Raw genomic sequence first — 25990 nt, 5'->3', positions numbered from 1 at the left:
GGGCCACGCCGACCGCCTGTCTAGAGGATGTCGGCGAACTGCCTGCTGGCGCCGCCTGGGAGGCGCGGTTCCGGCGGCAGGCGCGGGCCCGGAGATCGGAGGACAGGCATCCCATGTCTGTCAGACATTGGATGACCCTGCTACTCTCGTGCAGCGCATGCAGGGGAGTGGGGGCCATCCGATGTCACTGACCGACAAAGCCATCGCCCGGATCAGGGAACTCATCCAGTCCGGAGAGCTCCTCCCCGGGGCGAAACTGCCCCCGGAGCAGCAGCTGGCCTCGGACCTCGGGCTCTCCCGCAACCTGATGCGCGAGGCGGTCAAGGCGCTCGTCGTCGCGCGGGTCCTGGAGATCCGGCGCGGGGACGGCACCTACGTGACCAGCCTGGAGCCGGCGCTGCTCCTCGAAGGCCTCGGCTCCGCGGTGGAACTGCTGCGCGGTGACAAGCTGCTGGAGCTGACCGAGGTCCGCAGGCTCTTCGAGCCGATCGCCACCGGCCTGGCCGCCGGCCGGATCACCGAGGAGCACCTGACCGAGATCAAGTTCCACCTGGACGCGATGACGCGCGCCAGTGACGACGTCGAACTGCTCAACAAGCACGACGCCGCGTTCCACCGCGCCGTGATCGCCTCGGCGGGAAACAGCACGCTCGCCACCCTGCTGGAGGGCATCTCCAGCCGGACGGTACGCGCCCGGGTGTGGCGCGGGCTGGTCGACGACCGGGCCGGCGACCGTACCGTGGCCGAACACCGGGCCATCTACGAGGCCCTGGTCGCACGGGACCGCGCCCTGGCCGAGGCCGCGGCGCTGATCCATGTGAGTACGACCGAGCAGTGGCTGCGCGAGCACTTCGAGCAGGAGGGCACGCACGGCAGCGGGGACCGCTACCCGTGACGGCTGCGCCGCCCCGGCGGCGACCGGGCGCGTAGCAAGGTCCCGGCGGCCGCCCTGTCCGCCGCCGACCGCTCGCCCCTGGCCCTGCCGCGCCGCGAGGGCCGTCCTCGATCCCCACCGGTCGAGGACGGCCCCCTACGCGGCGGCGGTCCACCTGGACGAACGGCTCCAGGCGCTCCAGGACCGCCGACGCCGGTTCCGCGGCCGGGCGTGACGACCGGACCGCACGGTGCCCGGCACCCGGGCCCCGCTCAGCTGCGCAGGCTCCACTGCTGGTTCGCGCCGCCCGTGCAGCTCCACAGCTGGATCTTCGTGCCGTTGGCGGTTCCCTGGCCCGAGGCGTCGAGGCACAGTCCGGACTGCACCCCGGTGATCGTGCCGTTGGAGTTGATGTTCCACTGCTGGTTCGCCTGGCCGTTGCAGTCCCAGATCACCGCGGCGGTGCCGTTGGCGGTCCCCTGGCCGGAGGCGTCGAGGCACTTGCTGCCGTAGACCATGAGCTGCTTGCCCGCGGTGTAGGTCCAGCGCTGGTTGCTGCCGCCGTTGCAGTCCCACAACTGCGCCTGCGTGCCGTTGGCGGTCGTGGAGTTGCTGATGTCGACGCACCGGCCGGACTGCTGGCCGACGAGCTGCTGGTTGCCCGCCGGCTGGCTGGTCGGCGGCTGGCTGGTGGGGGGCTGGCTGGTGGGCGGGGTGGAGGAGTCGAACTGCGTGAAGAACTTCCACACCTCCCCCGAGGTCCAGGTGTGCCAGCCGTCCCCGGTCGACCCGTCGATGGGGCCGGGGTCGTGGCCCGCTCCGTCGAAGGCGGCCCACACCACCGGATACCCCGCCTTGCACCCGGAGTAGGCGGTGATGATGTGCGTCAGGCTTCCGTAGGCCGGCTCCGGCGGGTTCTGCGGGGTGCAGCCGTTGTTCCTGACGAACGTGTCCCGCAGCGCGCGTCCGGAGGCGATCGGAAGGACGTTGTCCCGGATGCCGTGCAGACCCATGTAGGCGACGGGCTGGGTGCCGCCGCTGCATCCGCTGAGATTGGCCCCGGAGTACACGGCGACCGCGCGGAAGACCGTCGGCCGGGCGCAGGCGAGCGCGTACGTCATCGCCCCGCCGTAGCTGAAGCCGGACGAGAACACCTGCGTGGTGTCGACGCACAGGCCGGACTCGATCTGCCGGACCATGTCGTCGACGAAGGTGACGTCCTGGCCGTTGGTGTTGGCCCAGCCGTTGTTGATGCCCTGGGGCGCGACGAAGATCGTGCCGTTGTTCGCGCTGTCGGCCAGACGCCTGAGTCCGTAGTAGGACCAGTTGTAGCCGTCGGTCCCGCCCGAGTCGACGTCGTTCATGGTGCCGCCCACCCAGTGGAATCCGAAGACCAGGCGGTAGGGGCGGTTGCTGTCGTAGTTGGCCGGGACCCTCAGGATGTAACTGCGGTTCTGGCCGCTGCTCTGGATCGTGTGCGTGCCGCTCGCCAGGGCCGGGGCCTTGCCGCACCCGGCCGTGGTCGCGGCGGCGGTGACACCGGTGGGCGACGCACCGGTGCCGAGGGTGTTGCTCAGCGCCGTGCCGGCGGCGGCCAGGACCAGGGCTAACGCGGCCAGGACGGGCATGAGGAGGGATCTGCGTCTCATGGGCGCTTCCTTACGTGTGGGGGGACAGGAGCCGCAACGGTGGTTCAGCGGCCGGTCGAAACGATTCGCGCCGGCGGCGAGCCTGGTGTGCTGCGTTGCGGACTCGGTTCGTGAATGTCCGTGAGCGCTAACATCCGAACCTTCGCGAGAGATTGCTCCCGGGTGGGGAGATGGGATGTCTTGGAGCAACGGCGGCAGCTTGCAGCACCCAGAACGCGCTGTCAACCTTTATCACAAACAGCGCGGCGCTCACAGGAGTACCTCCCCGGTAGGTGCCGGGGCGGCCCGGTGACCGAGCCCGGAATCGGGGGGCAGCGCCGCGGGGGCACGGGGCTGCGGTCGTCCCCGCGCCCGGCAAGTGCGCTGATCTGGACCGGACTTCGCACCCTTGACAGACCCGCGGAGTTGAGAGCACCGTCTGACCTCGAAACCTTTCGGCAATCCCACTTCGGACCGTACTTTTCGGCATTTCTGGATTGTGAGCGCTAACGCACCCAGGACGATTGCCGCCAGCACCTCCGTCAGCGGGTCCTGCGGGCCGGGCTCGGACGCCGGCCGCAGGAGACCTCCCACCCTGCGAAAGGAACCCCACTGTGTCAGCACTCGGCCTGTTGTTCCGGCGATCGCGAGCCTTGACGGCCGTGCTCCTGGGACTGCTCCTCGCCGCCGGTGGCATCGTGAGCACGGGTGCGTCGCCGGCCCACGCCGCGACCTCCGTCACGATCAACGGCGCCTCCGGCGGCCGGACCTTCGACGGTGTCGGCGCGATCAGCGGCGGCGGCGGCAACAGCAGACTCCTGATCGACTACCCCGAGCCCCAGCGGGGCCAGATCCTGGACTACCTGTTCAAGCCGGGCTACGGCGCCTCCCTGCAGATCCTCAAGGCCGAGATCGGCGGTGACACCAACTCCACGTCGGGTGCCGAGCCGAGCCACCAGCACACCCGGTCCGACCTGAACTGCAACCGCGGCTACGAGTGGTGGCTGATGGAGCAGGCCAAGGCACGCAACCCGAGCCTCAAGCTCTACGGGCTGGCCTGGGGCGCGCCCGGCTGGATCGGCAACGGCAACTTCTGGTCCACCGACATGGTCAACTACCTGGTCTCGTGGCTGGGCTGTGCCAAGCAGCACGGGCTGACCATCGACTACCTCGGCGGCTGGAACGAGCGGGGCTACAACGTCTCGTGGTACGAGCAGCTGCGCAGCGCGCTCAACAGCAACGGCTACTCCGGCGTCACCATCGTCGGGGCCGACTCCGACTGGTCCATCGCCAACGACGTCGACTCCAATGCGGCGTTCGCCGCCTCGGTGGGCGTCATCGGCACGCACTACCCCTGCGGGTACCGCTCGTCCCAGTCCAGCTGCAGTGTCCCGGCGGCCGCGCTGTCGTCCGGCAAGCAGCTGTGGGCGAGCGAGAACGGGTCGGACGACTACAACGGCGGTGCCCAGGCGATGGCCCGCGGCATCAACCGCGGCTACATCGACGGCAAGATGACGGCCTACCTCAACTGGCCCGTCGTCGCCTCGATCACGCCGAACCTGCCGTACCCCACCATGGGGCTCGCGCTGGCCTCGCAGCCGTGGTCCGGTTCCTACTCGATCGGCAAGAACGCCTGGGTGATGGCGCAGACCAGCCAGTTCACCGCCCCCGGCTGGAAGTACCTCGACTCGTCGAGCGGCTACATCGGCGGCAACCGCGCCAACGGCAGCTACGTGTCGCTGAAGTCCACCAACAACTCGGACTACTCCACGGTCATCGAGACGATGGACGCCGGCAGCGCCCAGACCCTGAACTTCAACGTCACCGGGGGGCTGTCGACCGGAGCGGTCCACGTGTGGTCGACGAACGTCAACTCCAGCAACTCCGCCGACTACTTCGTGCACTCCGCGGACATCACCCCGTCGGGCGGCAGCTTCAGCGTCACCGTGCAGCCCGGCCGTGTCTACACCCTGACCACCACGACCGGCCAGGGCAAGGGCACCGCCACCGGCCCGGCCCAGGGCTCGCTGGGACTGCCGTACAGCGACTCCTTCGACAGCTACGCCGCCGGCACCGAGGCGAAGTACCTCATGGACTGGCAGGGCGCCTTCGAGGCGACCGCCTGCGGCGGCGGCCGCAGCGGGACGTGCGTGCGCCAGATGAGCCCGCAGAAGCCGATCACCTGGGACGCGCTGTCGGATCCGCACGCCCTGCTCGGTGACGTCGGCTGGAGCAACTACACCGTCACCTCCGACGTGCTGCTGGAGCAGTCCGGCTACGCCGACCTGCTCGGCCGCGCCAACTCGCAGGACTACACCACCACCGGCGGCCTGAACGCCTACCACCTGCGGGTGACGGACGCGGGCGCGTGGTCGATCCTGAGTTCGAGCACCAACGGAAACGTCTCCACCCTGGCCCACGGCACCGTCGCGTCCCTCGGCACCAACCGGTGGCACACGCTGGGTCTCACCTTCGCCGGCTCGACCATCTCCGCGGTGATCGACGGCGCGGCGGTCGGGTCCGTGAACGACTACTCCTACGCGGGCGGACAGGTCGGCTACCAGACCGGTCAGACCGAGACGGCCCAGTTCGACAACCTGTCCGTCACCCCCGGCAGCGGCGGGAACGGCGGCACCACGTCGACGATCGTCGGGGTCGGCTCCGGCAGGTGCGTGGACGTGCCGAACCAGTCGCAGACGGCCGGCACCCAGGTGGAGCTGTGGGACTGCAACGGCGGCAGCAACCAGCAGTGGACCAGCACCTCGTCGCACGAGCTGCGCGTCTACGGCGGCGCGTGCCTCGACGCGTCGGGCGCGGGTACCGCCCCCGGCACCAAGGTGGACATCTGGACCTGCAACGGCGGCAGCAACCAGCAGTGGACCCTCAACGCCAACGGCACCATCACCGGCGTGCAGTCCGGCCTGTGCCTGGACGCCACGGGCAACGGCACGGGCAACGGCACCCTGCTGGAGCTGTGGACGTGCACCGGGGCCAACAACCAGAAGTGGACACGAGGCTGACGGGAACCGCCCGGACGGATCCCGGCTCAGCAAGCTCACCCCGTCAACCAACCTGAGAGGCTCGGCATGACCTCCTCCTCCCCGATCAGCCGCCGCAACCTGCTCGCGGCGGCGGGTGCGGCCACGGCCTTCGGCCTGCTGCGGTTCGCCCCCGGCGCCGCCGCGACCGACGGCCCCGGAAGCTACAGCGCGAGCTGGTCCTCGGTGGACCAGCACCCCCCGGCCCCGGCCTGGTTCCAGGACGCGAAGTTCGGCATCTACTACCACTGGGGCGTCTTCAGCGTTCCCGCGTTCGGGAACGAGTGGTACCCGCGCAACATGTACATCGGCGGCTCGGCCGAGAACCAGCACCACATCGCCACCTACGGCGACCCGTCGGTGTGGCCGTACAGCAACTTCATCGACGGCGCGCGCGACAAGGCCGGCAACTTCGTGCAGTTCGCCCCCAAACTGGCCTCGCAGGGCGGCAACTTCGACCCGGGCGCATGGGCGCAGCTGTTCAAGGACGCGGGCGCCAGGTTCGCGGGCCCCGTCGCCGAGCACCACGACGGCTTCTCCATGTGGAACAGCTCCTCCAACCCGTGGAACTCGGTACGGCACGGCCCCAAGCTCGATCTCGTGGCGCAGCACGCCCAGGCCATCCGCGGGCAGGGCCTGAAGTTCATGACCTCGCTGCACCACGCCTACCACTTCAACGGCTACTACGACCACGTGCCGTACCAGTCGGACCCGACGCTGCGGATCCTCTACGGGCAGCAGGGGTCGGCCGCGGAGAACCAGCTCTGGTACAACAAGCTGGTCGAGGTCATCGACGGCTACCAGCCCGACCTCATCTGGCAGGACTTCGACCTGGGGCTGGTGCAGGAGTCCTACCGGCTGCAGTTCCTGGCGTACTACTACAACAAGGCCGTCGCCTGGAACAAGGACGTCGTCGCGACCTACAAGGACGGTCTGGACAACAAGGGCGAGGTCTTCGACTTCGAGCGCGGCGGCCCGGCGGGGCTGATGACGCCCTACTGGCTCACCGACGACAGCATCTCCTCCTCCAGTTGGTGCTACACCGTCGGCATCGGCTACTACTCGACGCAGGCGCTGCTGCACGCCCTGATCGACCGGACCGCCAAGGGCGGCACCATGCTGCTCAACATCGCCCCCATGGCGGACGGCAGCATCCCCTCCGGCCAGCAGACGGTGCTGCGCGGCATGGGGGACTGGCTCGGCCGCTTCGGGGAGGCCGTCTACGGCACGCGCTCCTGGTCCAGCTACGGCGAGGGCCCGACGGCCATGGGCGGCGGTTCCTTCAGCGGTCCCAAGGCGGGCGTCGCCAAGGACGTCCGCTTCACCCGCAGCCAGGACAACAAGGTGCTCTACGCCACGTCCCTGGGCTGGCAGGGCGGCACCATGACGATCAGCACCCTCAACTCCAACCAGTTCAACATCAGCACCCTCACCAGCGCCCAGCTGCTGAACAACAGCGCGGGCAGCTACATCAACCTGCCCACCCCGACCCAGGACGGTTCGGGCCTGCACCTGGCCATGCCGTCCTCGAACGCGCCCTTCAGCGCGCTGGCCTACACGGTCAAGCTCACCTTCTCCGGCCAGATCCCCGCGCTGGGCAGCGGCGGAACCGGGACCGGTTACGTCAAGATCGCCAACGTGACCACCGGGCTGGTGCTGGACAGCGGCGGCAACGTCGCCTCCGGCTCCAACCTCAAGCAGTGGAACTACGACGGGAGTACCAACCTCCAGTGGCAGCTGGTGGACCTCGGCAACGGGTACTACCGCATCGTCAACCGCACCAACGGCATGGTCGCCGACAGCTGGGGTGACGCCACCAACGGCGCCCCCGCCCGCCAGACGACGTGGAACGGCGGCAACAACCAGCAGTGGTCCCTCAGCAACGTGGGCAACGGCCGCTACCAGATCGTCAACCGCGGTACCGGCACCGCCCTCGACGGCGCCGGCAGCACCACCGCCGGCTCCACCACGGTGATGTGGGCGCCGAACTCCAGCACCAACAACCAGTGGACGATCAGCGGGGTCTGACCGTCCGGCGCGCGGACCGGGGGTGTGTGCCGCGTCCCCCGGAAGCGGCACACACCCCCGGCGCCCGCTACGTGACGGCTCCGCCGGTGGCGCCCGCCACGATCCCGCGCCGGGCGGAGCCTGGCTCGCTGCGGGCGCCCGCCCGGACGGCGGCGGTCACGGCCGGCACGCCGGCAGGAGCGCCCTGCTCCTCGGGTGATGCATGGCGGCCCCCTGTTTGCGGGGTGCGGGCGGACGGGCGGCGGGGCGCGGGCACCGCGTCAGGGGCGCGGCGGCGGTGCGGTGCTCTCCCGGACCACCAGTTCGGGTACGGCGGCCGAGTGGGGCGTGACCGGGGCCGCCCTGGTGAGCAGGCCGTGCAGCAGGCCGAAGGCGGACCGGCCCAGCCCCGGGAAGTCCAGCCGGACCGTCGTGAGTGCCGGGGTGACGAACGCGGAGTGCGGCGCGTCGTCGAAGCCGACCACGCTCACGTCGCCGGGGACGGACCGGCCGGCCTCGTGCAGGGCGCGCATGACGCCGAGCGCCAGGTCGTCGTTGCCGCACAGCACCGCGGTGACGTCCGGGTCGCGGGCCAGCCGGCCACCCGCGGTGTAGCCGCTCTCCGGCCCCCACCCCCCGTGGACGACCTCCGGTACCGGGGCGCCGGCGTCCTCCAGCGCCTGCTGCCAGCCGGCGGTGCGCGCGCTCACCCGGCGGGTGCCGGAGGGGATGGCCACGTAGTGCACGCTCCGGTGGCCCAGGGACAGCAGGTGCCCGGTCGCCTCGTACGCCGCCCGGTGGTCGTCGGTCCACACCCAGGGCCGGCCGTCCGGAGGGTTCCCCGACGGCGTCTCCACCACGCCGACCACCGGGAGGCCCGGGTCCGCCGCGGCGAGTGCCGCCACGCCGGCGGGGTCGTACGCGATCACGATGAGGCCGCCCACGGAGTCGCCGGCCCGTTGCACGGCGGTGGCGACGGTCTGCTCGTCGGCGGACTCCAGCACGCTGATGCCCACGCCGTAGGCCGCCCGTCGCGCCGCCTCCTCCACGCCCTGCAGCACCGACGCGTAGCCGTGGTGGGTGGTGTTCGCCGTGAGTACGGTGACGCTCCGGTTGCGTCCGCTGGCGAGCGCCAGCGCGGTGGCGCTGCGCCGGAAGCCCAGCTCCTCGATCGCCCTGTTCACCCGCTCGCGGGTGGCGGACTTGACGCTCGGGTGGTCGTTGATGACCCGGGAGACCGTCTGGTGGGAGACGCCGGCGGCTGTGGCGACATCCCGGATGCTGGGCTGGCGCCTTGTGTGACCGGTCACATTCATGCCAGGATTGTTACCGGTCACAATACGGCCGTCAAGATGCTCGCGCGTTCGGATTCCCCGGGCCGTCGGCGCGCCACCGCCAGGTCACGGGAAGGGCCGGGACAAGGAGAACAGGGTGACCGAGGCGGCAACAGCGGCTGAACCGGCCGGTGACCGGGCCGACGACCCGCTCGTGTGGGGCCATGCGGCGCTGCGCCTGGAAGTGAGCACCGGCCCTGACGGTGTACCGCGGCTGGTCCGGCTGGAGCGGCCCGGGGCGGGAGGCGACGGCGCGGAACCCGCCGCCCGCCTGCCCCTGCTGGAGGTGACGGCGCTGGGACACGGCACCGGCTGGTCCGGTCCGCGCTTCACCGGTACCGCGCTGAACCAGCGGATGCGCGGGCGCGCCGTGCGGTCCGGGATCCGGGACGGCTGGCACGTCCTGGAGCTCGACGTCCACGACCCGGTCAGCGGGCTGTCCGCGGGCGTCGAACTGTCCTCTCCCGACGGTGTTCCGGTCCTGCGTTCCCGGGTACGGCTGCGCAACGAGGGCGCCCGGCCCCTGGTCGTCCAGTCGGTCAGCAGCCTCCTGCTGGGCGGGCTCCCGGCGGCCGGGGCGCTGGAGGTGCACCGGGCACGCAACGACTGGCTGGCGGAGGGCCGGTGGTACGCCGAGCCGCTGCGCGACGCCGTGGCGGACATCGGGGCCGACAGCCACCAGCACGACAGCCGCGCCACCCTCGCGCTGGCGGGGCGCGGCAGCTGGCCGACCGACGGGCACCTGGCGGCGGGCGCCCTCACCGACCGCGCCGGCGGCCGGGCCTGGGCGTGGCAGGTCGAATCGCCCGCCGGCTGGCGCTGGGACATCGGCGAGTACGCCCACAGCTGCCACCTGGCGCTGCACGGACCCACCGACGCCGACCACCAGTGGCGGCACACCCTGGCCCCCGGCGAGGAGTTCACCACCGTGCCGGTCGCGGTGGCACTGGGGTCCGGCTTCGGGGACGCGATCGGCGCGCTGACCACCTACCGGCGGGCCGTACGCAGGGCGCACCCCGACCACACGGCGCTCCCGGTCGTCTTCAACGACTACATGAACACCCTGATGGGCGATCCGACCACCGCGAAACTGGTGCCGCTGATCGACGCCGCCGCCGCGGCCGGCGCCGAGTACTTCTGCATCGACTCCGGCTGGTACGACGACGACCTGCACGGCTGGTGGGACAGCGTGGGGGAGTGGCTGCCCTCGGCCACCCGCTTCCCCGGCGGCATCCAGGTCGTCCTCGACCACATCAGGGACCGGGGCATGGTGCCGGGACTGTGGCTGGAGCCCGAAGTCGTCGGCGTCCGCAGCCCCGTCGCCAGGACGCTCCCGGACGCCGCGTTCTTCCAGCAGGACGGGATCCGCATCACCGAGCAGGGCCGCCACCAGCTCGACCTGCGCCACCCCGCCGCCCGGGCGCACCTGGACGCCACCGTCGACCGCGTCGTGGGCGCGTGGGGCGTCGGATACCTCAAGCTCGACTACAACATCGTCGTCGCCCCCGGCACGCAGGCCCCCGGGGACACCTCGCCCGGCGCGGGCCTGCTCGGCCACGCGCGCGCCTATCTCGACTGGATCGCCGGGGCACTGGACCGGCACCCCGGCCTGGTCGTCGAGAACTGCGCCTCCGGCGGCATGCGCATGGACGGCGCCACCCTGGCCGTCACCCAGCTGCAGTCCACCAGCGACCAGCAGGACCCGCTGCGCTACCCGCCCATCAGCGCCGCGGCGCCCACCGTGATGCCCCCCGAGCAGTGCGCCGTGTGGGCCTACCCCCAGCCGGAGTTCACCGACGACGAGATCACGTTCTCGCTGGCCGGCGCCCTCCTCGGCCGCGTCCACCTGTCCGGGCGGCTGGACCGCATGTCACCGCGTCAGCTGGCTCTGGTCGGGGATGCGACGGCGGTGTACAAGCGGCTGCGGTCCGATCTGCCCCGCGCGCTGCCCTTCTGGCCGCTCGGCCTGCCCGGCTGGAGCGACGACTGGCTCGCGCTGGGCATGCGTGTGCCGCAAGGACCCACGTACCTGCTCGTCTGGCGCAGGCAGGGGAGCGAGCCGCGGCTCTCGGTCCCCGTACGGCACCTGGCCGGCCGCTCCGGGGTGACCGTGGAGATCCTCCACCCGCGGGAGACCGCCGGCGAGGCGCGGTGGGACGGGGGCGGTGCGGCTGTCGGGCTGATGCTGCCCCGGACGCCGGCGGCGGTGCTGCTGCGGCTGGACGCCCTGAGCTGACCCTCCCCGTACGACCAGGCCGTACCCGGGTTGCTTCCCCACCGGGTACGGCCTGGTCCGTCATGGGGTCACCGGGGGGTGAGCACCAGCTGGTAGGCGCCGTTGGGGTCCTCGCCGGGCACGGGGAAGGTGACGGTGCCGTTGGTGACCGGGTAGGCCGCCGAGGACAGGGTCGTCGCGGACGCCACGTTCGTCGTGCGCCCGGTCCCCGGGACGTAACTGAGCGTGGCGGTCACCGACGAGCCCATGTCGCCGAGCCCGGTGACCTTGACGGTGTTGCTGCCGGACTCACCGCCGAAGACCAGGCTGAAGGTCTTCCGGCCGGCGTCGTACGCGGCCACGCCGTCCTGGTTCTGGGTCGGGGTGACCTTGACGACGTTGCCGGTCTGGTCGCCGTACCACTTGTACATCCAGTACGAGGCGGTCGGCTGGTTGTTGTAGAGCAGCCCGTTGAGCGTGCCCGCCTCGTACCAGAAGGCGCGCTCGGCGTCCCGCACGCCGTCGCGCTCGAACAGGGCCACGTAGTGGTTGGCGCTGCTGGGCACGTCGATCTCGCTCGTCGTGGCGTACTCGTCGATGGAGATCGGCCGTGCCGGGATCCCGAGCTGCTGCTCCAGCGAGCGGTACGCCTGGATGTCGTTGGTGACGTTCTTCCAACCGCCCAGCTCGTGCCAGCAGATGACGTCCGGCAGCGTGCCCGACGCCTTCGCGGCGGTGAGGAAGGTGCGCATCCAGTCCAGGTTCAGGTACGAGATGCTGGGGCCCAGGATCGGCATGTTCGGCAGCGTCTTCCGGACCTGCTGGACCGTGCGGGTCCAGCCGTCGGTGAAGCTGCCCGCCGCGCTCGGCCAGGTCCAGTCCGGCTCGTTCCACGGTTCGAAGGCGTTGATGTCCGTCACGTCCGGCCTCGCCTTGACCGCGGCGGTCATGCTGTCCACGTCGGCGAGCCAGCCCGTCCAGCCCGGCCAGTTGTAGGGGAAGCCGTCGAGGTAGTCGGCCATGTTGACGGTCATCTTGGCACCGGCCTGCATGGCGGTGGACGAGACCTTCATGGCGTCGCCGACCGGCACCGAGTAGCCGTTGGGCCGGTGCTGGGTGCCGGGGGGCGCCTGGCGTATCTGGTTCAGGTGCAGCGGCACCACGACGGAGGCCGGGGGTGTCGTCTCGTCCTTCAGCCCGTCCAGGGTGCCGGAGCCGACATGGGTGACCGGCCGCACCACGGAAGCGGCGTCGACCACCAGGGTGCTCCCGGTGCCGCCGCTGCTGCTCGTCCAGCGCTGGTTGGACTGGCCGTTGCACGTCCACAGCAGCACGCGCGTCCCGTTGGCGGTGCCCGCGTGGTCGACGTCCAGGCACAGCCCGGACTGCGCACCGGTGATCGTGCCGTTCGCGTTCACCTGCCACTTCTGGTTCTGCTGGCCGTTGCAGGACCAGATGTCCACCACGGTGCCCGGGGCGGTGCCGTTGTTGTACGCGTCCAGGCAGCGCGTGCCGTTGAAGGTGCGCAGCTCCCCTGCGGAGGTGACCTCGAACTGCTGGTTGGCCTGGCCGTTGCAGTCCCAGATCTCCATCGGGCTGCCCAGCGCGTCCGTGTTGCCGGTGACGTCCAGGCAGCGGCCCGATCCGACGCCGGCGAACTGGGACGTCGCGGCGGAGGCCGGGGACGCCGACGCGAGCGAGACGCTCAGGGCCGCGGTGGTGGTGAGCGCGGCGCCGAGGGCCGTCCATGTACGTCGCCGCGGGGCGGCGCGGCCTGTCGTTGTAGGTGGCACAACTCCTCCTCTGAGGAAGCAGTGGGGGGACACGGAGCGCCGGGCCGGTGTCCGGCCTGCGGCCGCGCGCAGGGGCGTGCGCGCGCCGGGGACGGCCGTGACCGGCAGCCCGACGTGCCGTGACGCCGGGGCGGGATGCGCCGGCATCGCGGCACCGGCCTCCGAACACTCCGGGCGCCCGCAGTGTGTGACCGGTCACAGCGGCATGATTGTGACCGGTCACACGAGGAGGCGTCAAGGAGTCGCGCGATATCCCGGCGAGGCCGGACCGACCCGGTGCCCGGCGCCGGAACGTGCGGGGGCCGCCGCGGTGCGCCTGTGGTGGTCGCCCGCGAGCAGCAGATAGCTGCTCGCGGTCCAGGTGTAGGCGCGGTCGCGCAGCCCCTCGCCGGTGAGGGCGTCGAAGTTCTCGGCGAAGCCCGAGGTCTCGCACAGACGCCGGAAGCGGCGGCTGATGTCGTCGGCCAGGCCGGTGTGTCCCGCGCGGCGCAGGCCGTCCTCGATGAGAACGGTGGCCGGCGCCCAGATCGGGCCCCGCCAGTAGCCGTCGGACCGGTAGTGCGGCGAGTCGGGGTGTTCGGTGGCCAGGCCGTGGCGGGTCAGGTGCTCGGCGATGCGTTCGGCGAGCCGGTCGCCCACCTCGCGAGGCAGCCGCTCACCCAGGACGATCGGCATCAGGTCCAGGAGGCTGCGGCTGGCGAAACGGTCGCCGGAATGCGGCGACCGGCTGCGGAAGTGCCCGTCGGACCACAACTCCTCCAGCATCGCGTGCTGGAGCGCGTCCGCGGTGCCCAGATGCCGCTCCGCGGCGCCGTGGTCGCCGAGGAGCCCGGCGAGTTCGGCCAGCTCCGCCAGCTGCAGGACGAGGAAGGCCGCCAGGTCGGCGGTGACCAGCACCCTCCGTCCGTCGAAGGTGGTGGCGTTGTCCCAGCCGCTGTCGTTGCCGTGCTGGTAGTGCGGCAGGCTCAGGCCGGGCGCGGTGCGGGCCCGCAGCCAGAAGTCGGTCCAGCGCCCGAGGCGCCGGTAGGTCCGCGTCAGCTCGTCGGCGTCCGGCTGCCGGGCCAGGCGCTCGCGCAGCTTTCGCAGCGCCCAGCCGTGAATGGGCGGCTTGACGAAGTTGAACAGGACCTCCGAGTGCGTGACCGAGTCGGGCAGCGCCCCCGTCTCGTCCTGGTGGTCGAACGGGATCTGGAACTGGTCCCACGCGAGATCCGGCAGGCCCTGGGCGAGGGCCAGGGCGTTGAAGCAGTGGTCCCAGCTCCAGACCTTGTCCATCCAGTGCTTCGACATCAGGACGGCGGGACGCCGCACGAAGCCGGCGGGACGCACGGTGGCCGACCACAGGACGTAGGCGGCGAGTCCGGCGGCGGGCGCCTCGTCGGACGGAAGGGGGGCCACGGCGCCGGCGAAGTCACGGAAGGCGTCGGCGTGCGAGAGCGCCGCGGCGGCGAAGTCCCCCGGGGCCGCGTACGGCTGCCGTGCGCTGTCGATCTCCTCGACGACGGCTTCCCAGCCCCGCGGGCCCGACAGGACGAGCCGGCGGTCGGCGCCCGCGAGCCCTTCCAGCCCCGCCGCCGCGACCTCGCCCTCCAGGAGGGTGACGCGGTAGCGGCGGCCCGTCTCGTACGAGGTGAACTGGTAGGACCCGTCGACGGGGTCGCGGTAGAGGTACGTGCCGGTGAAGGGCGTCAGCTCCTGGTCGGCGGGGGCGATCTCCAGGTCGAGCCGCTCGCCGCGCAGCCGGACGGTGTCGGGGTTCTCGTAGACCAGCGAGATGCGGCCGGGGTCCGCCTCCCAGGTCAGCACGGTGGGTGTCGCGCTCCAGACGGTCTCGGCACGGCTCCCGCTCGACGGGTGGAGCGGCACGAGCCGCAGGACCGGGTGCATGCCGTTCTGGTGGGAGATCAGGTGCAGGTCCCGGGCCATGGTGTGCTGAGCGGTGACCGACGAGATGTTGAACCACGATCCCTGGCGGCTGAAAGGTATCTCCTGGATCGCGAAGGCGTGGCGGTCAGGGGTGGCGGTCATCGGCGGGAACTCGATCCTCTTCTGGTGGGGCGCTTCGGTCGGGGGGTGGTCCGTCAGGGCGTCGCCGGGTCAGTCCTTCACGGCCCCGGCCGTGACGCCGGCGGCGACGTAACGCTGGGCGAGCACCAGGATGACCGCGGTCGGCAGCGAGGCCACGACAGCGGTGGCCATGATGGCGTTCCACTCCTGGTTGTTGTTTCCGATGTAGTGGTAGATGCCGAGGGTGATGGGCTCGTGGGCTCCTCCGCCGTCCAGGGTGCTGGCGAAGACGAAGTCCGACCAGGACCACAGGAAGGCGAACAGCGACACGGTGACGATCGCGTTGCGGCTCATCGGAAGCACGACGGACCGGAAGACGCGGAGGGAACCGGCGCCGTCGACCCGTGCCGCCTGCAGGACCTCGGCGGGGATGCCGGACATGAACGCCGTGCAGACGAGGACGGCGAACGGCACGGCCAGGGTCGAGTCGGCGACGACCAGGCCGGCGACGGAGTGCAGCAACCCCAGCCGGAGGTAGACGGCGTAGAAGCCCATCGCCATGATGATCCCCGGGATCATCTGCGCCACCAGCATCAGGAACCCGACGAGCCCTCCGCCGCGCGGCCGCAGTTTCGCCAGGGCGAATCCCGCCGGGGCGGCCAGGAGGACCGTGACCGCGACGGTGCCGAGCCCGACGGCCAGGCTCGTGCCGAGGTACGGCAGTTGCCGGCCGAACACCTCCCGGTAGCCCCTGAGGGTCGCGTGCACGGGGAAGAGGTCCGGCGGGGTCTTGCGCATGTCCTGCTCCCGTGTGAGGGAGACGTTCACCATCCAGTACACGGGGAAGAGCATGACCGCGGTGAACAGCAGCCCCAGCGCCGTCTTCCGGCGGGACCCCCGGCCCGGGCGCCGGGGCCGGGACCCCTGCTCCGGCGGACGCGGCCGTCCGGCCGCGCCGGTACGGGCGCTCACGCGGCGGCCTGCTGCCGCTGGGTGCGGATGTACACCAGCCCGAAGACGAGGGCGACGACCACGAGGAGGTTGCCCACGGCGGCCCCCGGACCGAACTCCGGCAGCAGGCTCCCGAAGCCGAGCCGGTAGGACCAGGTGGCGAAGGTGGTCGACGAGTCGCTGGGACCGCCCTTCGTCATGATCCAGATGATGTCGAAGACCTTCAGCGTGTAGACGAGCCCGAGCAGCAGGGTGATCGCGGAGACCGGGCGCAGCAGGGGGAAGGTCACCCGCCGGAAGCGCTGCCAGGCGTTCGCCCCGTCGATGGCCGCGGCCTCGTACAGCGAGGCGGGAATCGCCTGGAGGCCGCTGTAGAGGACGACCAGGTTGAAGGGGATCCCGATCCAGATGTTGGCGATGATCACCGACGCCAGCGACCACGAGGGCGAGGTCAGCCAGTCGACCGGTCCGACGCCCAGCCGGCCGAGCGCCGCGTTGACGACTCCCGACTCGCTGTTGAGCATCCACGACCAGGTGGAGGCCGACACGATGAGCGGCAGCAGCCAGGGCACCAGGAACAGGGCGCGCAGCGTGGCCGAGAGGCGGAAGTGCTGGGCGAAGAACACCGCCAGCGCCAGCCCGAGGGCGTACTGGAAGAGGAGGGAGACGCCGGTGAAGAGCACGGTGTGCTCCAGGGCCGGCAGGAAGGTCGGGTCGTCGAAGACCCTGCGGTAGTTCTCCAGACCGGTGAAGGGCGCGTCGCCCTGCACGAACGAGCGCACGGTGTAGTCGCGCAGCGACAGGTCGAGGTTGCGGTAGAGCGGGTACGCGTAGAAGGCGCCGAGGTAGATCACCACGGGGGCCAGGAAGCCCCAGGCCGCCCACTGCTGCGAGCGGGGCCTGCGGGGGGAGCGGTCCCCGGCCGCCGGCGGGGGAGGCGCCGTGCGTACCGGCTCCGCCCCGCCGGGCGCCACCGGGGTGCCCGGCGTCGGTGCGGTGCTGTTCATCGGGGTGCGGTCCTTCGCTGAGCAGGCCGGCCGGCGGCGCGGGCGGGGCCGGTCGGCCCGCCCTTCGCCCGCGCCGCGGGCCGGGGCGCTGAGTCGGGGTACTACCGGGAGCCGGCGGACTGCGCGGCGGACATCGCGTCCTTCGGCGACTTCGATCCGGTCAGTGCCGCCTGCACCGCGCCCCACAGCTGCTCGGAGATCCTGGGGTACTTCGTTCCGAGGTCGTCGCTCGTGCGCCCCTTGGCCGCCCGCACCGCCTGCACCCACACCTCGAGTTCGGGGGAGGCGGCCGTCTGCCGGGCCTGGACCTGCTCGGTCGGCCCGACGTAGGACAGGGTCGTGTCGGTGGTCAGGAGGCTCTTCGCGTCGGTCAGGCAGGACACGATCTTGTCCGAGACGGGGTAGCGGCCGGTGTTCTTCTGCACGGGTACGGTCACGAACTCGCCGCCGGTGGGAGCGGGGGCGGTTCCTCCGGTGGCGGCGGGGATGGCGACGGTGCCGTAGCCGAAGCCGGCCTTCTTGGCGTTGGCCAGCTGCCAGGTGCCGTTCTCGGCGAAGGCGTACTGCCCGGTCGCGAACTCCTGCCAGCTGGTGGTCTGGGTGTTGTTGATGACGGAGTGGGGTGCGTACCCCTTGGCGAGCCAGTCCTTCCACAGGGTGACCGCGGCGACCGCCCGGTCGGAGGAGAGGTCGGTCAGCTGCGCTCCCGAACCCCACAGCCAGGGCAGGAACTGGAAGCTGCCCTCCTCGGTGCCGATGGCGGAGAAGGTGATGCCCTTCTTGCCCGCGGCCTTCACCTTGGCCAGTGCCGCGTTCAGCGACGCCCAGTCCTTGACCGAGCCCGGGTCCACCCCGGCGGCCTTGAGGACATCCTTGTTGTAGTACAGCGCCAGGGTGTTCGCCCCGATCGGCGTGCCGTAGGTCTTGCCGCCGCTCTGGCCGGCCGCCAGCAGGTTCGGCTCCACCTGGGACGTGCTGATCCTGTTCTCGTCCGTGGTGGTCAGGACGCCCGCCTCGGCGAGCGTGGAGACGACGGGGTTGTCGACGATCAGGACGTCGGGGGAGTTGCCCTGCTGCGCCGCGAGGAGCGTCTTGTTGGTGAGGTCGGTGGTGTCGAAGCCCGTCCGCTTCACCTTCACCCCGGCCTGTCTGCCGCAGCTCTCCAGCAGCTTGACCCAGTCGGACGCGCCGTCGAACTGCGGGTAGGGATCCCAGACCGTGTACGTGCCGCCGGCCGCCTTCGAGCCGGAGGATCCGTCCGAGGACGACGACCCGCAGGCGGTGGCCGTGGCTGCCACCACCACGGCGGCCAGCGACGCGACAGCGAGCCGTCGCCGGACGGAAGTGTTCATGGCGCGTGTCCCTTTCGGTCGGTGCCCGTCCCGCCGCGGCCGGCAGCGCCGTTCGCGGGGCAGGGGCGAGACGAGTCGCAGAGGTAGCGAATCGGTTCGACCGCGAACGTAGGACCCGTCGCGCGCACCCGTCAAGACTCGTGCGCCGACGCGGCGCAGCGGCTACGGGCCCGATGCCGACGGTGCAGGCAGGCGCCGCGGCGCCCGGCCGTACCCCACCTCGCGAATCGGTTCGCGACGGTATGGTTCTCCTGGGTACGGGGTGTGAGGAGCGGGATGAACATCGGTGAGATCGCCCGGCGGGCGGGCGTGTCGCGCAGCACGGTGTCGTACGCCCTCAGCGGCAAGCGCCCTGTCGCGGCGGCCACCCGGAAACGTATCCAGGACGTGATCGACGAGCTGGGCTACCGGCCGAACGCGACCGCGCGGGCGCTCAAGGAGGGGCGGACCCGCATGATCGGCCTGGTGATCCCGCCGGCCGGCAACCGTCTCACCCACATGCAGCTGGAATTCGTCGGGAGCGTCGTCGACGCGGCCGCCGGCGCCGACCTGGACGTGCTGCTGTCACCGTCCGGGGGCGATCACGACCGGTCCTTCGAACGGCTCATCTCGGAGAGCCGGGTCGACGGTGTGATCCTCATGGAGATCCGGCTCCAGGACGCCCGGGTGGGCCGTCTCATGGAGGCGGGCCTGCCCTTCGTCGGGATAGGGCACACCATGGACGACCGCGAGATGTGCTGGATCGACGTCGACTACGCCGGCCTGGTCCGCCACACGGTCCGGCACCTCGCCGACCTCGGCCACCGGAAGGTCGCGCTGATCAGCCGTTCACCCGAACTCGTCGCCGCGGGCTACGGTCCCGCGATCAGGGCGCGGGAGGGCTTCACCGCGGCCGTCCGCGAGCGGGGTGTCGAGGGCGTCGAGGTCGCGTGCGGGGACGACGCGCGCTCCGGCCAGGAGAGCATCGAGGCACTGCTGCGGGAGCACCCGGACCTCACCGCGGTCACGACCGTCAACGAGGCGGCGCTGCCGGGCATCCAGCGGGCACTGGCCGACGCCGGACTGAGCGTGCCGTACGACTTCTCGGTGACCGGTGTGGCCGGCCGGCTGTGGGCGGAGGACTTCCGCCCGCCCCTCACCGCCGCCGACGTCCCCGCCCACGACATGGGCGTGCAGGCCGTCTCCCTGCTCATCGAGCGGATCGCGGCGCCGCACACCCCTCCCCGCCACATCCTGCTCGCGCCGCCCGTCTCCCTCCGCTCCAGCACCGGCGCCGCCCCCGCCCGCCGCGCCTGACGGCTCCCCGCCGCCCCGGGCCGCCCGGGGCGCCGCGCGGCTCCCGCCCGCCGTAGGAATCGGTTCGCTCCACCACGGCCCCGCTGCTCCCCGACACGCGGGCGGTCGCGGGCAGTTGACTTGCAACACCTCATTGACCCCAGTGAACCCCAGCCGTAATATCCCGTCGAACCGATTCCTGCCAATCGGTTCGACGCACCAGCCCGCGGCCGCGCCACCCGGGACCGGCCCGGCGTCCCACGCCGGCGGCCGGCCTTCGGCCGACACCTTCACCCCTGGGCTGCGGTCCGGCTCGCCCCTCCAAGGGCCTCAACTGCCGTGTGCGCCACCGCACCGGATCCCCGTCACCACGCCGCGCCCCCCGCCTCAGCGCTGTGGCGCGCAGTCGTAGGAGGAAGTCGATGAGAAAGAGAGCAAAACCGGGCCGTCTGGCCATGGCCGCAGCCGCCGTGCTGGGGCTCGCCGCCCTGCTGGTGATGCCGACCGCCGGGCACGCCGCCACCGGGGAGTCGCTCAGCGTGGATCTCGGCTCCTCGCGTGGACCGTCGACCGGAGTGGGGGAGGGCTTCCTCTACGGGATCACCCAGGACGGGACGCAGCCGGCCGACCAGTACCTCCAGCCCCTGGGCATCAACGCCTTCCGCGGAGGCGGCTGGTTCTCCGGCGGCTGGATCAAGGACAACTACAGCTACGGGGCCGCCACCAAGGCGGACATCGCCTCGATCACCGCACAGGCGACGCGGCTGACGCAGCCCCCGTACCACGCCCAGTACCAGGTCATCCTGAGCGACCTGTGGGGCAACAACGGCGGGCAGCCCTCGAACGAGGTGTACCCCTGCGACAACGGCAACTGCTCGAACTGGGTCAGCTTCATCGACTCCTCCGTGGGCGCCCTCCAGGCCTCCGGGCTGCCCTTCGCCTACGACATCTACAACGAGCCGGACATCTCGGTCTTCTGGACCCGGGGGATGAACAGCGCGCAGTACTTCCAGATGTGGGACACCGCCTACCGGGAGATCCGCCGCATCGCGCCGAACGCGAAGATCGTCGGGCCGTCCCTCGCCTTCACCCCGCAGAGCAATCCGGGGGAGTGGAACACCTGGCTGGCCCACGTCAAGTCGGCCGGGACCGTCCCCGACATGATCACCAACCATGACGAGGGCGACGTCGACGACCCCGTCACCGTGTCGCAGTCGCTCAACAACGCCCTGTCGGCGAACGGCGTTTCGGCGCGGCCGCTGTCGGCGAACGAGTACCAGCCCGCGGACCGGCAGACCGCCGGGGTGACCGCCTGGTACCTCGCGCGGTTCGCGCAGTCCGGATACACCAACGCGATGCGCGGAAACTGGTCGTGCTGCATGACCCCGAACCTGACCGGGGTCCTCACCCAGAGCAACGGGACGTGGCAGCCCAACGGGAACTGGTGGGCGCTGCGCACCTACGCCGACATGACGGGAACGCTCGTCAACACCTCCGGCCAGGTCGGATCGACGGCGATCTCCGCGTCGAAGGACAGCACCGCCAGGCGCGCGGTGGCCGTGATCGGCGACAGCAACGGCTACACCGGCTCCGCCTCGGTGACGTTCACCAACCTGGCCTCGGTGTCCTGGCTGCAGAACAACGGCAGCGTCAACGTGACCGTCGAGAGGATCCCCGACCAGTACCCGCTGAGTGCCCCCCAGGTGGTGTACAACCAGAACCTGAGCGCCTCGTCCGGGTCGGTCACCGTCCCCGTCACCTTCCAGGCGGCGCACGACGCCTTCGCCGTCTACGTGACCCCGGCCGGATCCACGAGCGGGAACACCAGCGGCGAGCTGCACGCCGTCGGTGCGGGCAAGTGCCTGGACGTGCCCAACGCGTCCACGACGGCCGGTACGCAGCTGCAGATCTGGGACTGCTCCGGCGGATCCAACCAGGTCTTCACCCGCACCTCCGCCAACCAGCTGAGCGTCTACTCCGGCAGCGGCCAGATGTGCCTGGACGCGAACGGCCAGGGGACCACGGCCGGCACCAAGGTCATCATCTGGTCCTGCAACGGCCAGGCGAACCAGCAGTGGGTCTTCAACTCCAACGGCACCGTCACCAGCGCACTGTCAGGGCTCTGCCTGGACGTGACGGGGGCCGGCACGGCCAACGGCGCGCAGGTCGAGCTGTGGACCTGCAACGGCGGCAGCAACCAGCAGTGGACCCTCGGCTAGAGCCGTGACGCGGGTGGGCGGGCGGCCGGGACGTGGTCCGGTCACCCGCCCGCACCGCCCCGCGGCGGGCGGGCCCGCCGCCTCCGGGGGAGGCGGAGGCACGGCAGCGCGGGGCATGTCCTGAGTCCGCCCCCCACGGCCCGTCACCATCCCATGGGTGCACGGGCTCCCGGGCCCGTGCACATGGGTCGCCGCGAGGACAGCGGGATCCGCAATTGTTGCGCACTCCCTTGACCGGCCGGGTGGATCGCTCCTACGTTGTGCCGCGGACAAACGGTTGCTCTTTTGCGCAACGGCCCGAAGAACGCCGACCGGCAGAGGACACCTGACGCGAGGATCGGACGTCGGCGGACTCGGCAGTGGTCGTGCGCTCCCCCCACTTCCCCGGAAGGGTGTCTCCCTCATGCGTGGATCCACGCAGCATCAGCGCGGCCGACGACTGGCAGGGGTCGTCGGCCTCGGAGTCGCGGTACTGGCCGCGAGCACAACCGCCTTCACCGGCGCGTCCGCGCAAGCGGCGTCCGCCTCCACGACCCTCGTGGTCAACGCCGGCCAGGTGCAGCGGCCGGTGACCCATGTCGCCACCGGCAGCCTCTACGGCCTGGCGAACGCCTCCACACCGGCTGACAGCCTGGTCCAGGCGATCAAGCCGAACACCTTCGTCCAGAAGCCCCAGGGCGGCCATCAGCAGGGCACCGGCGACATCCTCACGGTGGCGCCGAAGGCGGCGCGGGCCGGCGCGAAGGTCGTCAACCGGCTCTCCGACTACTACGCGGGCTGGCCCTACCAGTTCAGCTGGAGCAACTGGCTCTCGGTCGTCGACGACCAGATCGCGCAGACCAAGGCCTCCGGGATCACCAACCTGGCCGCGTACGCGCCGTGGAACGAGTCCGACAACACCTGGCTGTCGTCCAACGGCACCTTCGAGGACTTCTGGACGCGGACCTACCGTGAGATCCGCTCCAAGGACTCCACGACGCCGATCCAGGGTCCGAGCTTCTCGGACAACATCAGCGACATGGACAACTTCCTGAGGAACGCGGTCGCGACCAACACCGTGCCGGACATCATCGCCTGGCACGAGCTCTCGCGCTCCTCGAAGATCGCCGGTGACGTCGCCACGGTCACCGCGCTGGAGAGCAAGTACGGGATCAGCCCGCGGCCGATCGCGATCGAGGAGTACGCGGCCCCCTCCGAGGTCGGCGTTCCCGGTGCGCTGGTGGGCTACATCGCCAAGTTCGAGCGGCTGGGCGTCCACGACGCGGAACTCGCCTTCTGGAACCAGTCCGGGGCTCTGGGAGACCTGCTCACGGGGCAGGGCGGCAGCCCGAACGGGGCGTACTGGCTCTACAAGTGGTACGCCGACATGAGCGGTTCCATGCTCGTCACCACGCCGCCGGCGCAGACCGGCATCGACGGGGCCGCCTCGCGCAACAGCGCGGGCAACGAGATCGACGTCGTCTTCGGCGGCAGCTCCGGGGACTCGGCCGTGACCGTGAACGGGCTGAACGCGCTGTCCGCCTTCGGGTCGACCGTGCACGTCAAGCTCGAGTACACCCCGTCACCCGGGCGCACGGTCGCGGTCTCCGGACCGACCACCGTGTCGGAGTCGAACTACGCGGTGAGCAACGGCACGGTCACCGTTCCGGTGAACGCGAACAGTGCCTACGGCTACCACCTGGTCATCACGCCGGCGAGCAGCGGCTCGACGCTGGACGGCACCTACCAGATCGCCAACAAGAACAGCGGTCTGGCCCTGGACACGCAGAACGAGGCCTCCGGCCAGGGCACCCTGGTCGACCAGGCCACGCCCAACAGCTCGGCCACGCAGAAGTGGGCGCTGGTGTCCGCGGGCTCGGGCCTGTACAAGATCCGCAACCAGGCGAGCGGGCTCGTGCTCGGCATCACCAACATGAGCACCACCAACGGCGGGACCGCCCTCATCTGGGGGGACAGCGGCACCGCCGACCACCTCTGGCGGCTGACCTCCGACGGGAACGGCTACTACAAGATCGCCAACAGCAACAGCGGACTGCTGCTCGGGGTGCAGAACATGAGCACCAGCAGCGGCGCGCAGGTCCTGCAGTGGGAGGACAACGGCACCGCCGACCACCTGTGGAAGCTCAGCGCGCGCTGAGGCGGTGCCCCCGGTCGCCGCACGTCACCGAGCGCAGCACGGTGGTGTCCGGTGGGGCGGCGACCGGGGAAGGGCACTCCCGCCTTCGGGCGGGAGTTGACCCATGGTCACGAAAAGCATTGCGCACCACGTTTCGCAGGCAGAATCCGTACGCGGGGGCGGCGGTCAGGTGACGCACCGGCAGTGGGCCGCCTCCTCCCGTACCCAAGGGATTGAGCTGCGGCCTTCCGGTCGGTCAGTTTCCAGCGCGGGGCTTGACGCCCTTGTCTGTGAGCGCTAACAATAGGCGGTCAACACTGATCGGAGAACCATGTCGCAGACTGCGCCGCGTTCCGGACCACGCCGGGCACCCACCATGGCGGACGTGGCCCAGCGTGTCGGGGTGTCGCACCAGACGGTTTCGAGGGTTCTGAGCAACCACCCCAATGTACGCGAGTCGACGCGGGCGGACGTACTGCGGGCGATCGAGGAACTGGGCTACCGGCGGAACTCCTCGGCGCGGGCCCTCGTGACACGGCGCACCCTGACGCTGGGTGTGGTGGCGTGCAATCCCACCCTGTTCGGCCCGGCCAGCATGCTGTTCGGACTGGAGGAGGCCGCCAGGGACGAAGGCTTCATGGTCTCCGCCGTGACGCTGCGCCGCTACAGCGCCAAGGCCCTCTCCGACGCGATCGACCACCTCAGCGAATGGGGGGTGGAGGGCATCGTGGTGATCGTCCCCCACCGTGCCGCGGTCGCCGCCCTGGCGGAACTGCGGCTGCCTTTCCCGGTCGTGACCGTGGAGGGCGGGCACTCGCTGCCGATCCCCGGCGTGTCCGTCGACCAGGACCTCGGCGCCCGGCTGGTCACGAGCCATCTGCTGAACGCCGGGCACCGGACCGTCTGGCACGTCGCCGGGCCGTCGGACTGGCTGGAGGCCGAGGCCCGGGTGCGCGGCTGGCGCGGCACGCTGGAGGACGCGGGGGTCGAAGTGCCCCCGCCGCTCGTCGGCGACTGGACGCCGCTGTCCGGCTACCGCGCCGGGCAGGAGCTGGCGGGCCGGGTGGCCGGGAACGGCGCACGCCGTCGTTCGCTCGACGTGACCGCGGTCTTCGTGGCCAACGACCAGATGGCGCTGGGCGTGCTGCGGGCCTTCCGCGAGGCGGGCCTGTCCGTGCCGGGACAGGTGGCGATCGCGGGCTTCGACGACATCCCCGAGGCGGAGTTCTTCGCGCCGCCGCTCACGACCGTACGGCAGGACTTCGCCGCCGTCGGCCAGGCCAGCATCCGGCTGCTCGTGAGCCGGCTGGAGTCGAGCGGGATGCCGGACGACGAGCGCGTCGTCATCGAACCCCGTCTGATCATCCGCCGCAGCAGCACTCCCTCCTGAGGACCCTCGTTCGCAACGGACGTTCCGGCCGTGTGCCGGAACTCGGCATATCTGGAGACGAACATGACGACCGGTCCGGCCGCCGCGGCGGGCGGCAGCGCTGCCGGAAGGCTGCCCGGCGGTGCTGCGGCCCCGGATCGGGCGCCGAATGTTAGCGCTCACGCAGCCGTGCCGGCCGTCGTTCCTCCCGTGCGGCAGGCCGTCGACGGGCGGTCCTCCTCCCTCGTCCGCGGGAGGTCCACCCGTCCGGCTGCGCCGTGAGGCCGGGCCGTACCAGGAGCCGGTGCGCCACCGGCCCGGCGTCCCGCCGCCCGTCCCGCACGCCGGCACCGGCCGGCAGTACGACCGCTACCAGCACATCCACGGCCGACCCGGCCGTCCGCCCCGTGAGGAGTTGCAAACGATGACATCGTCCGCCGAGCGTGAGGTGTGGTTCCTCACCGGTAGCCAGGGCCTGTACGGGCCCGGCACGCTCGCCCAGGTCGCCGAGCAGTCGCAGGCCATCGCCCGTGAACTGGGCGCCCTGGCAGGTTCGCCGGTCCGGGTGGTGTGGAAGCCGGTGCTGACGGATGCGGCGGCGATCACGGGTGTGGTGTTGCGGGCGAATGCGGATGAGGGGTGTGTGGGTCTGATTGCGTGGATGCACACGTTCTCGCCGGCGAAGATGTGGATCGGTGGGTTGGATCTGCTGCGTAAGCCGTTGCTGCATTTGCACACGCAGGCGAATGTGGAGTTGCCGTGGTCGAGTATCGACATGGATTTCATGAATCTGAACCAGGCTGCT

15 protein-coding genes and 1 pseudogene are annotated in these 25990 nt (G+C 71.1%); 9 read left to right on the top strand and 7 right to left on the bottom strand.

Features of this window, described 5'->3' with window-relative positions; all coding sequences use genetic code 11:
* Nucleotides 1-181: 181 nt before the first annotated feature.
* Nucleotides 182-895, top strand: a complete 714-nt coding sequence (locus tag ACH4SE_RS21195; RefSeq protein WP_398544958.1) for a FadR/GntR family transcriptional regulator — start codon at nucleotides 182-184, stop codon at nucleotides 893-895.
* Between the two features lie 251 nt (nucleotides 896-1146).
* Here ACH4SE_RS21195 and ACH4SE_RS21190 read toward each other — a convergent pair whose 3' ends face one another.
* The gene (locus ACH4SE_RS21190; protein WP_398545255.1) at nucleotides 1147-2502 is read right to left on the bottom strand and encodes a ricin-type beta-trefoil lectin domain protein; all 1356 of its coding nucleotides are present in this window, start codon (nucleotides 2500-2502) and stop codon (nucleotides 1147-1149) included.
* Nucleotides 2503-3116: 614 nt separating this feature from the next.
* Here ACH4SE_RS21190 and ACH4SE_RS21185 point away from each other — a divergent pair.
* Entirely contained in the window at nucleotides 3117-5522 is a 2406-nt protein-coding gene (locus tag ACH4SE_RS21185; RefSeq protein ID WP_398544957.1) for a ricin-type beta-trefoil lectin domain protein, read from the top strand.
* A 66-nt stretch (nucleotides 5523-5588) separates the two neighbouring features.
* On the top strand, nucleotides 5589-7568 hold the full coding sequence (locus ACH4SE_RS21180) for an alpha-L-fucosidase (protein ID WP_398544956.1): 1980 nt from the start codon (nucleotides 5589-5591) through the stop codon (nucleotides 7566-7568).
* A gap of 260 nt (nucleotides 7569-7828) precedes the next feature.
* Here ACH4SE_RS21180 and ACH4SE_RS21175 read toward each other — a convergent pair whose 3' ends face one another.
* Nucleotides 7829-8863: a LacI family DNA-binding transcriptional regulator gene (locus tag ACH4SE_RS21175; RefSeq protein WP_398544955.1), complete on the bottom strand. Its 1035-nt coding sequence runs from the start codon at nucleotides 8861-8863 to the stop codon at nucleotides 7829-7831.
* Between the two features lie 115 nt (nucleotides 8864-8978).
* Between ACH4SE_RS21175 and ACH4SE_RS21170 the strand changes: the two genes are divergently transcribed.
* The gene (locus tag ACH4SE_RS21170) at nucleotides 8979-11117 is read left to right on the top strand and encodes an alpha-galactosidase (RefSeq protein ID WP_398544954.1); all 2139 of its coding nucleotides are present in this window, start codon (nucleotides 8979-8981) and stop codon (nucleotides 11115-11117) included.
* 68 nt (nucleotides 11118-11185) lie between these two features.
* Here the strand turns inward: ACH4SE_RS21170 and ACH4SE_RS21165 are convergent, their stop codons facing one another.
* The 5 genes from ACH4SE_RS21165 to ACH4SE_RS21145 all read right to left on the bottom strand — a co-directional run bounded on the left by ACH4SE_RS21165 (nucleotide 11186) and on the right by ACH4SE_RS21145 (nucleotide 18206).
* Entirely contained in the window at nucleotides 11186-12889 is a 1704-nt protein-coding gene (locus ACH4SE_RS21165; RefSeq protein ID WP_398544953.1) for an RICIN domain-containing protein, read from the bottom strand.
* Between the two features lie 234 nt (nucleotides 12890-13123).
* Nucleotides 13124-14917: an amylo-alpha-1,6-glucosidase gene (locus ACH4SE_RS21160; protein WP_398544952.1), complete on the bottom strand. Its 1794-nt coding sequence runs from the start codon at nucleotides 14915-14917 to the stop codon at nucleotides 13124-13126.
* A gap of 69 nt (nucleotides 14918-14986) precedes the next feature.
* A complete protein-coding gene (locus tag ACH4SE_RS21155; protein WP_398544951.1) occupies nucleotides 14987-15748 on the bottom strand; it encodes a carbohydrate ABC transporter permease in 762 nt (253 codons plus the stop codon).
* 116 nt (nucleotides 15749-15864) lie between these two features.
* A complete protein-coding gene (locus ACH4SE_RS21150; protein ID WP_398544950.1) occupies nucleotides 15865-16854 on the bottom strand; it encodes a carbohydrate ABC transporter permease in 990 nt (329 codons plus the stop codon).
* A gap of 101 nt (nucleotides 16855-16955) precedes the next feature.
* Complete coding sequence (locus ACH4SE_RS21145; protein ID WP_398544949.1) at nucleotides 16956-18206, bottom strand: extracellular solute-binding protein; 1251 nt, start codon at nucleotides 18204-18206, stop codon at nucleotides 16956-16958.
* Nucleotides 18207-18482: 276 nt separating this feature from the next.
* Between ACH4SE_RS21145 and ACH4SE_RS21140 the strand changes: the two genes are divergently transcribed.
* From ACH4SE_RS21140 to ACH4SE_RS21120, 5 genes and pseudogenes are all read left to right on the top strand, one after another.
* Nucleotides 18483-19502, top strand: a complete 1020-nt coding sequence (locus ACH4SE_RS21140; protein WP_398544948.1) for a LacI family DNA-binding transcriptional regulator — start codon at nucleotides 18483-18485, stop codon at nucleotides 19500-19502.
* Between the two features lie 401 nt (nucleotides 19503-19903).
* Nucleotides 19904-21700, top strand: a complete 1797-nt coding sequence (locus ACH4SE_RS21135; protein WP_398544947.1) for a ricin-type beta-trefoil lectin domain protein — start codon at nucleotides 19904-19906, stop codon at nucleotides 21698-21700.
* 403 nt (nucleotides 21701-22103) lie between these two features.
* Entirely contained in the window at nucleotides 22104-23837 is a 1734-nt protein-coding gene (locus ACH4SE_RS21130) for an RICIN domain-containing protein (protein WP_398544946.1), read from the top strand.
* Between the two features lie 310 nt (nucleotides 23838-24147).
* Nucleotides 24148-25206 carry a LacI family DNA-binding transcriptional regulator gene (locus ACH4SE_RS21125; RefSeq protein ID WP_398544945.1) on the top strand — a complete coding sequence of 353 codons (1059 nt, stop codon included), beginning with the start codon at nucleotides 24148-24150 and terminating at the stop codon, nucleotides 25204-25206.
* 403 nt (nucleotides 25207-25609) lie between these two features.
* Nucleotides 25610-25990: pseudogene (locus ACH4SE_RS21120) on the top strand (L-arabinose isomerase); the annotation flags it as partial.

This window comes from Streptomyces sp. NPDC020983 (genome assembly GCF_044333485.1).
Lineage (GTDB): Bacteria > Actinomycetota > Actinomycetes > Streptomycetales > Streptomycetaceae > Actinacidiphila.
Note: the sequence above shows the minus strand (reverse complement) of the source record. Positions and strands in the feature narration are given on the sequence as shown.

Coding starts and splice junctions, on each gene's coding strand:
- ACH4SE_RS21195 (WP_398544958.1), top strand. CDS start 182: ATGTCACTGACCGACAAAGCCATCGCCCGGATCAGGGAACTCATCCAG.
- ACH4SE_RS21190 (WP_398545255.1), bottom strand. CDS start 2,502: ATGCCCGTCCTGGCCGCGTTAGCCCTGGTCCTGGCCGCCGCCGGCACG.
- ACH4SE_RS21180 (WP_398544956.1), top strand. CDS start 5,589: ATGACCTCCTCCTCCCCGATCAGCCGCCGCAACCTGCTCGCGGCGGCG.
- ACH4SE_RS21175 (WP_398544955.1), bottom strand. CDS start 8,863: ATGAATGTGACCGGTCACACAAGGCGCCAGCCCAGCATCCGGGATGTC.
- ACH4SE_RS21160 (WP_398544952.1), bottom strand. CDS start 14,917: ATGACCGCCACCCCTGACCGCCACGCCTTCGCGATCCAGGAGATACCT.
- ACH4SE_RS21155 (WP_398544951.1), bottom strand. CDS start 15,748: ATGCTCTTCCCCGTGTACTGGATGGTGAACGTCTCCCTCACACGGGAG.
- ACH4SE_RS21150 (WP_398544950.1), bottom strand. CDS start 16,854: ATGAACAGCACCGCACCGACGCCGGGCACCCCGGTGGCGCCCGGCGGG.
- ACH4SE_RS21145 (WP_398544949.1), bottom strand. CDS start 18,206: ATGAACACTTCCGTCCGGCGACGGCTCGCTGTCGCGTCGCTGGCCGCC.
- ACH4SE_RS21140 (WP_398544948.1), top strand. CDS start 18,483: ATGAACATCGGTGAGATCGCCCGGCGGGCGGGCGTGTCGCGCAGCACG.
- ACH4SE_RS21135 (WP_398544947.1), top strand. CDS start 19,904: ATGAGAAAGAGAGCAAAACCGGGCCGTCTGGCCATGGCCGCAGCCGCC.
- ACH4SE_RS21130 (WP_398544946.1), top strand. CDS start 22,104: ATGCGTGGATCCACGCAGCATCAGCGCGGCCGACGACTGGCAGGGGTC.
- ACH4SE_RS21125 (WP_398544945.1), top strand. CDS start 24,148: ATGTCGCAGACTGCGCCGCGTTCCGGACCACGCCGGGCACCCACCATG.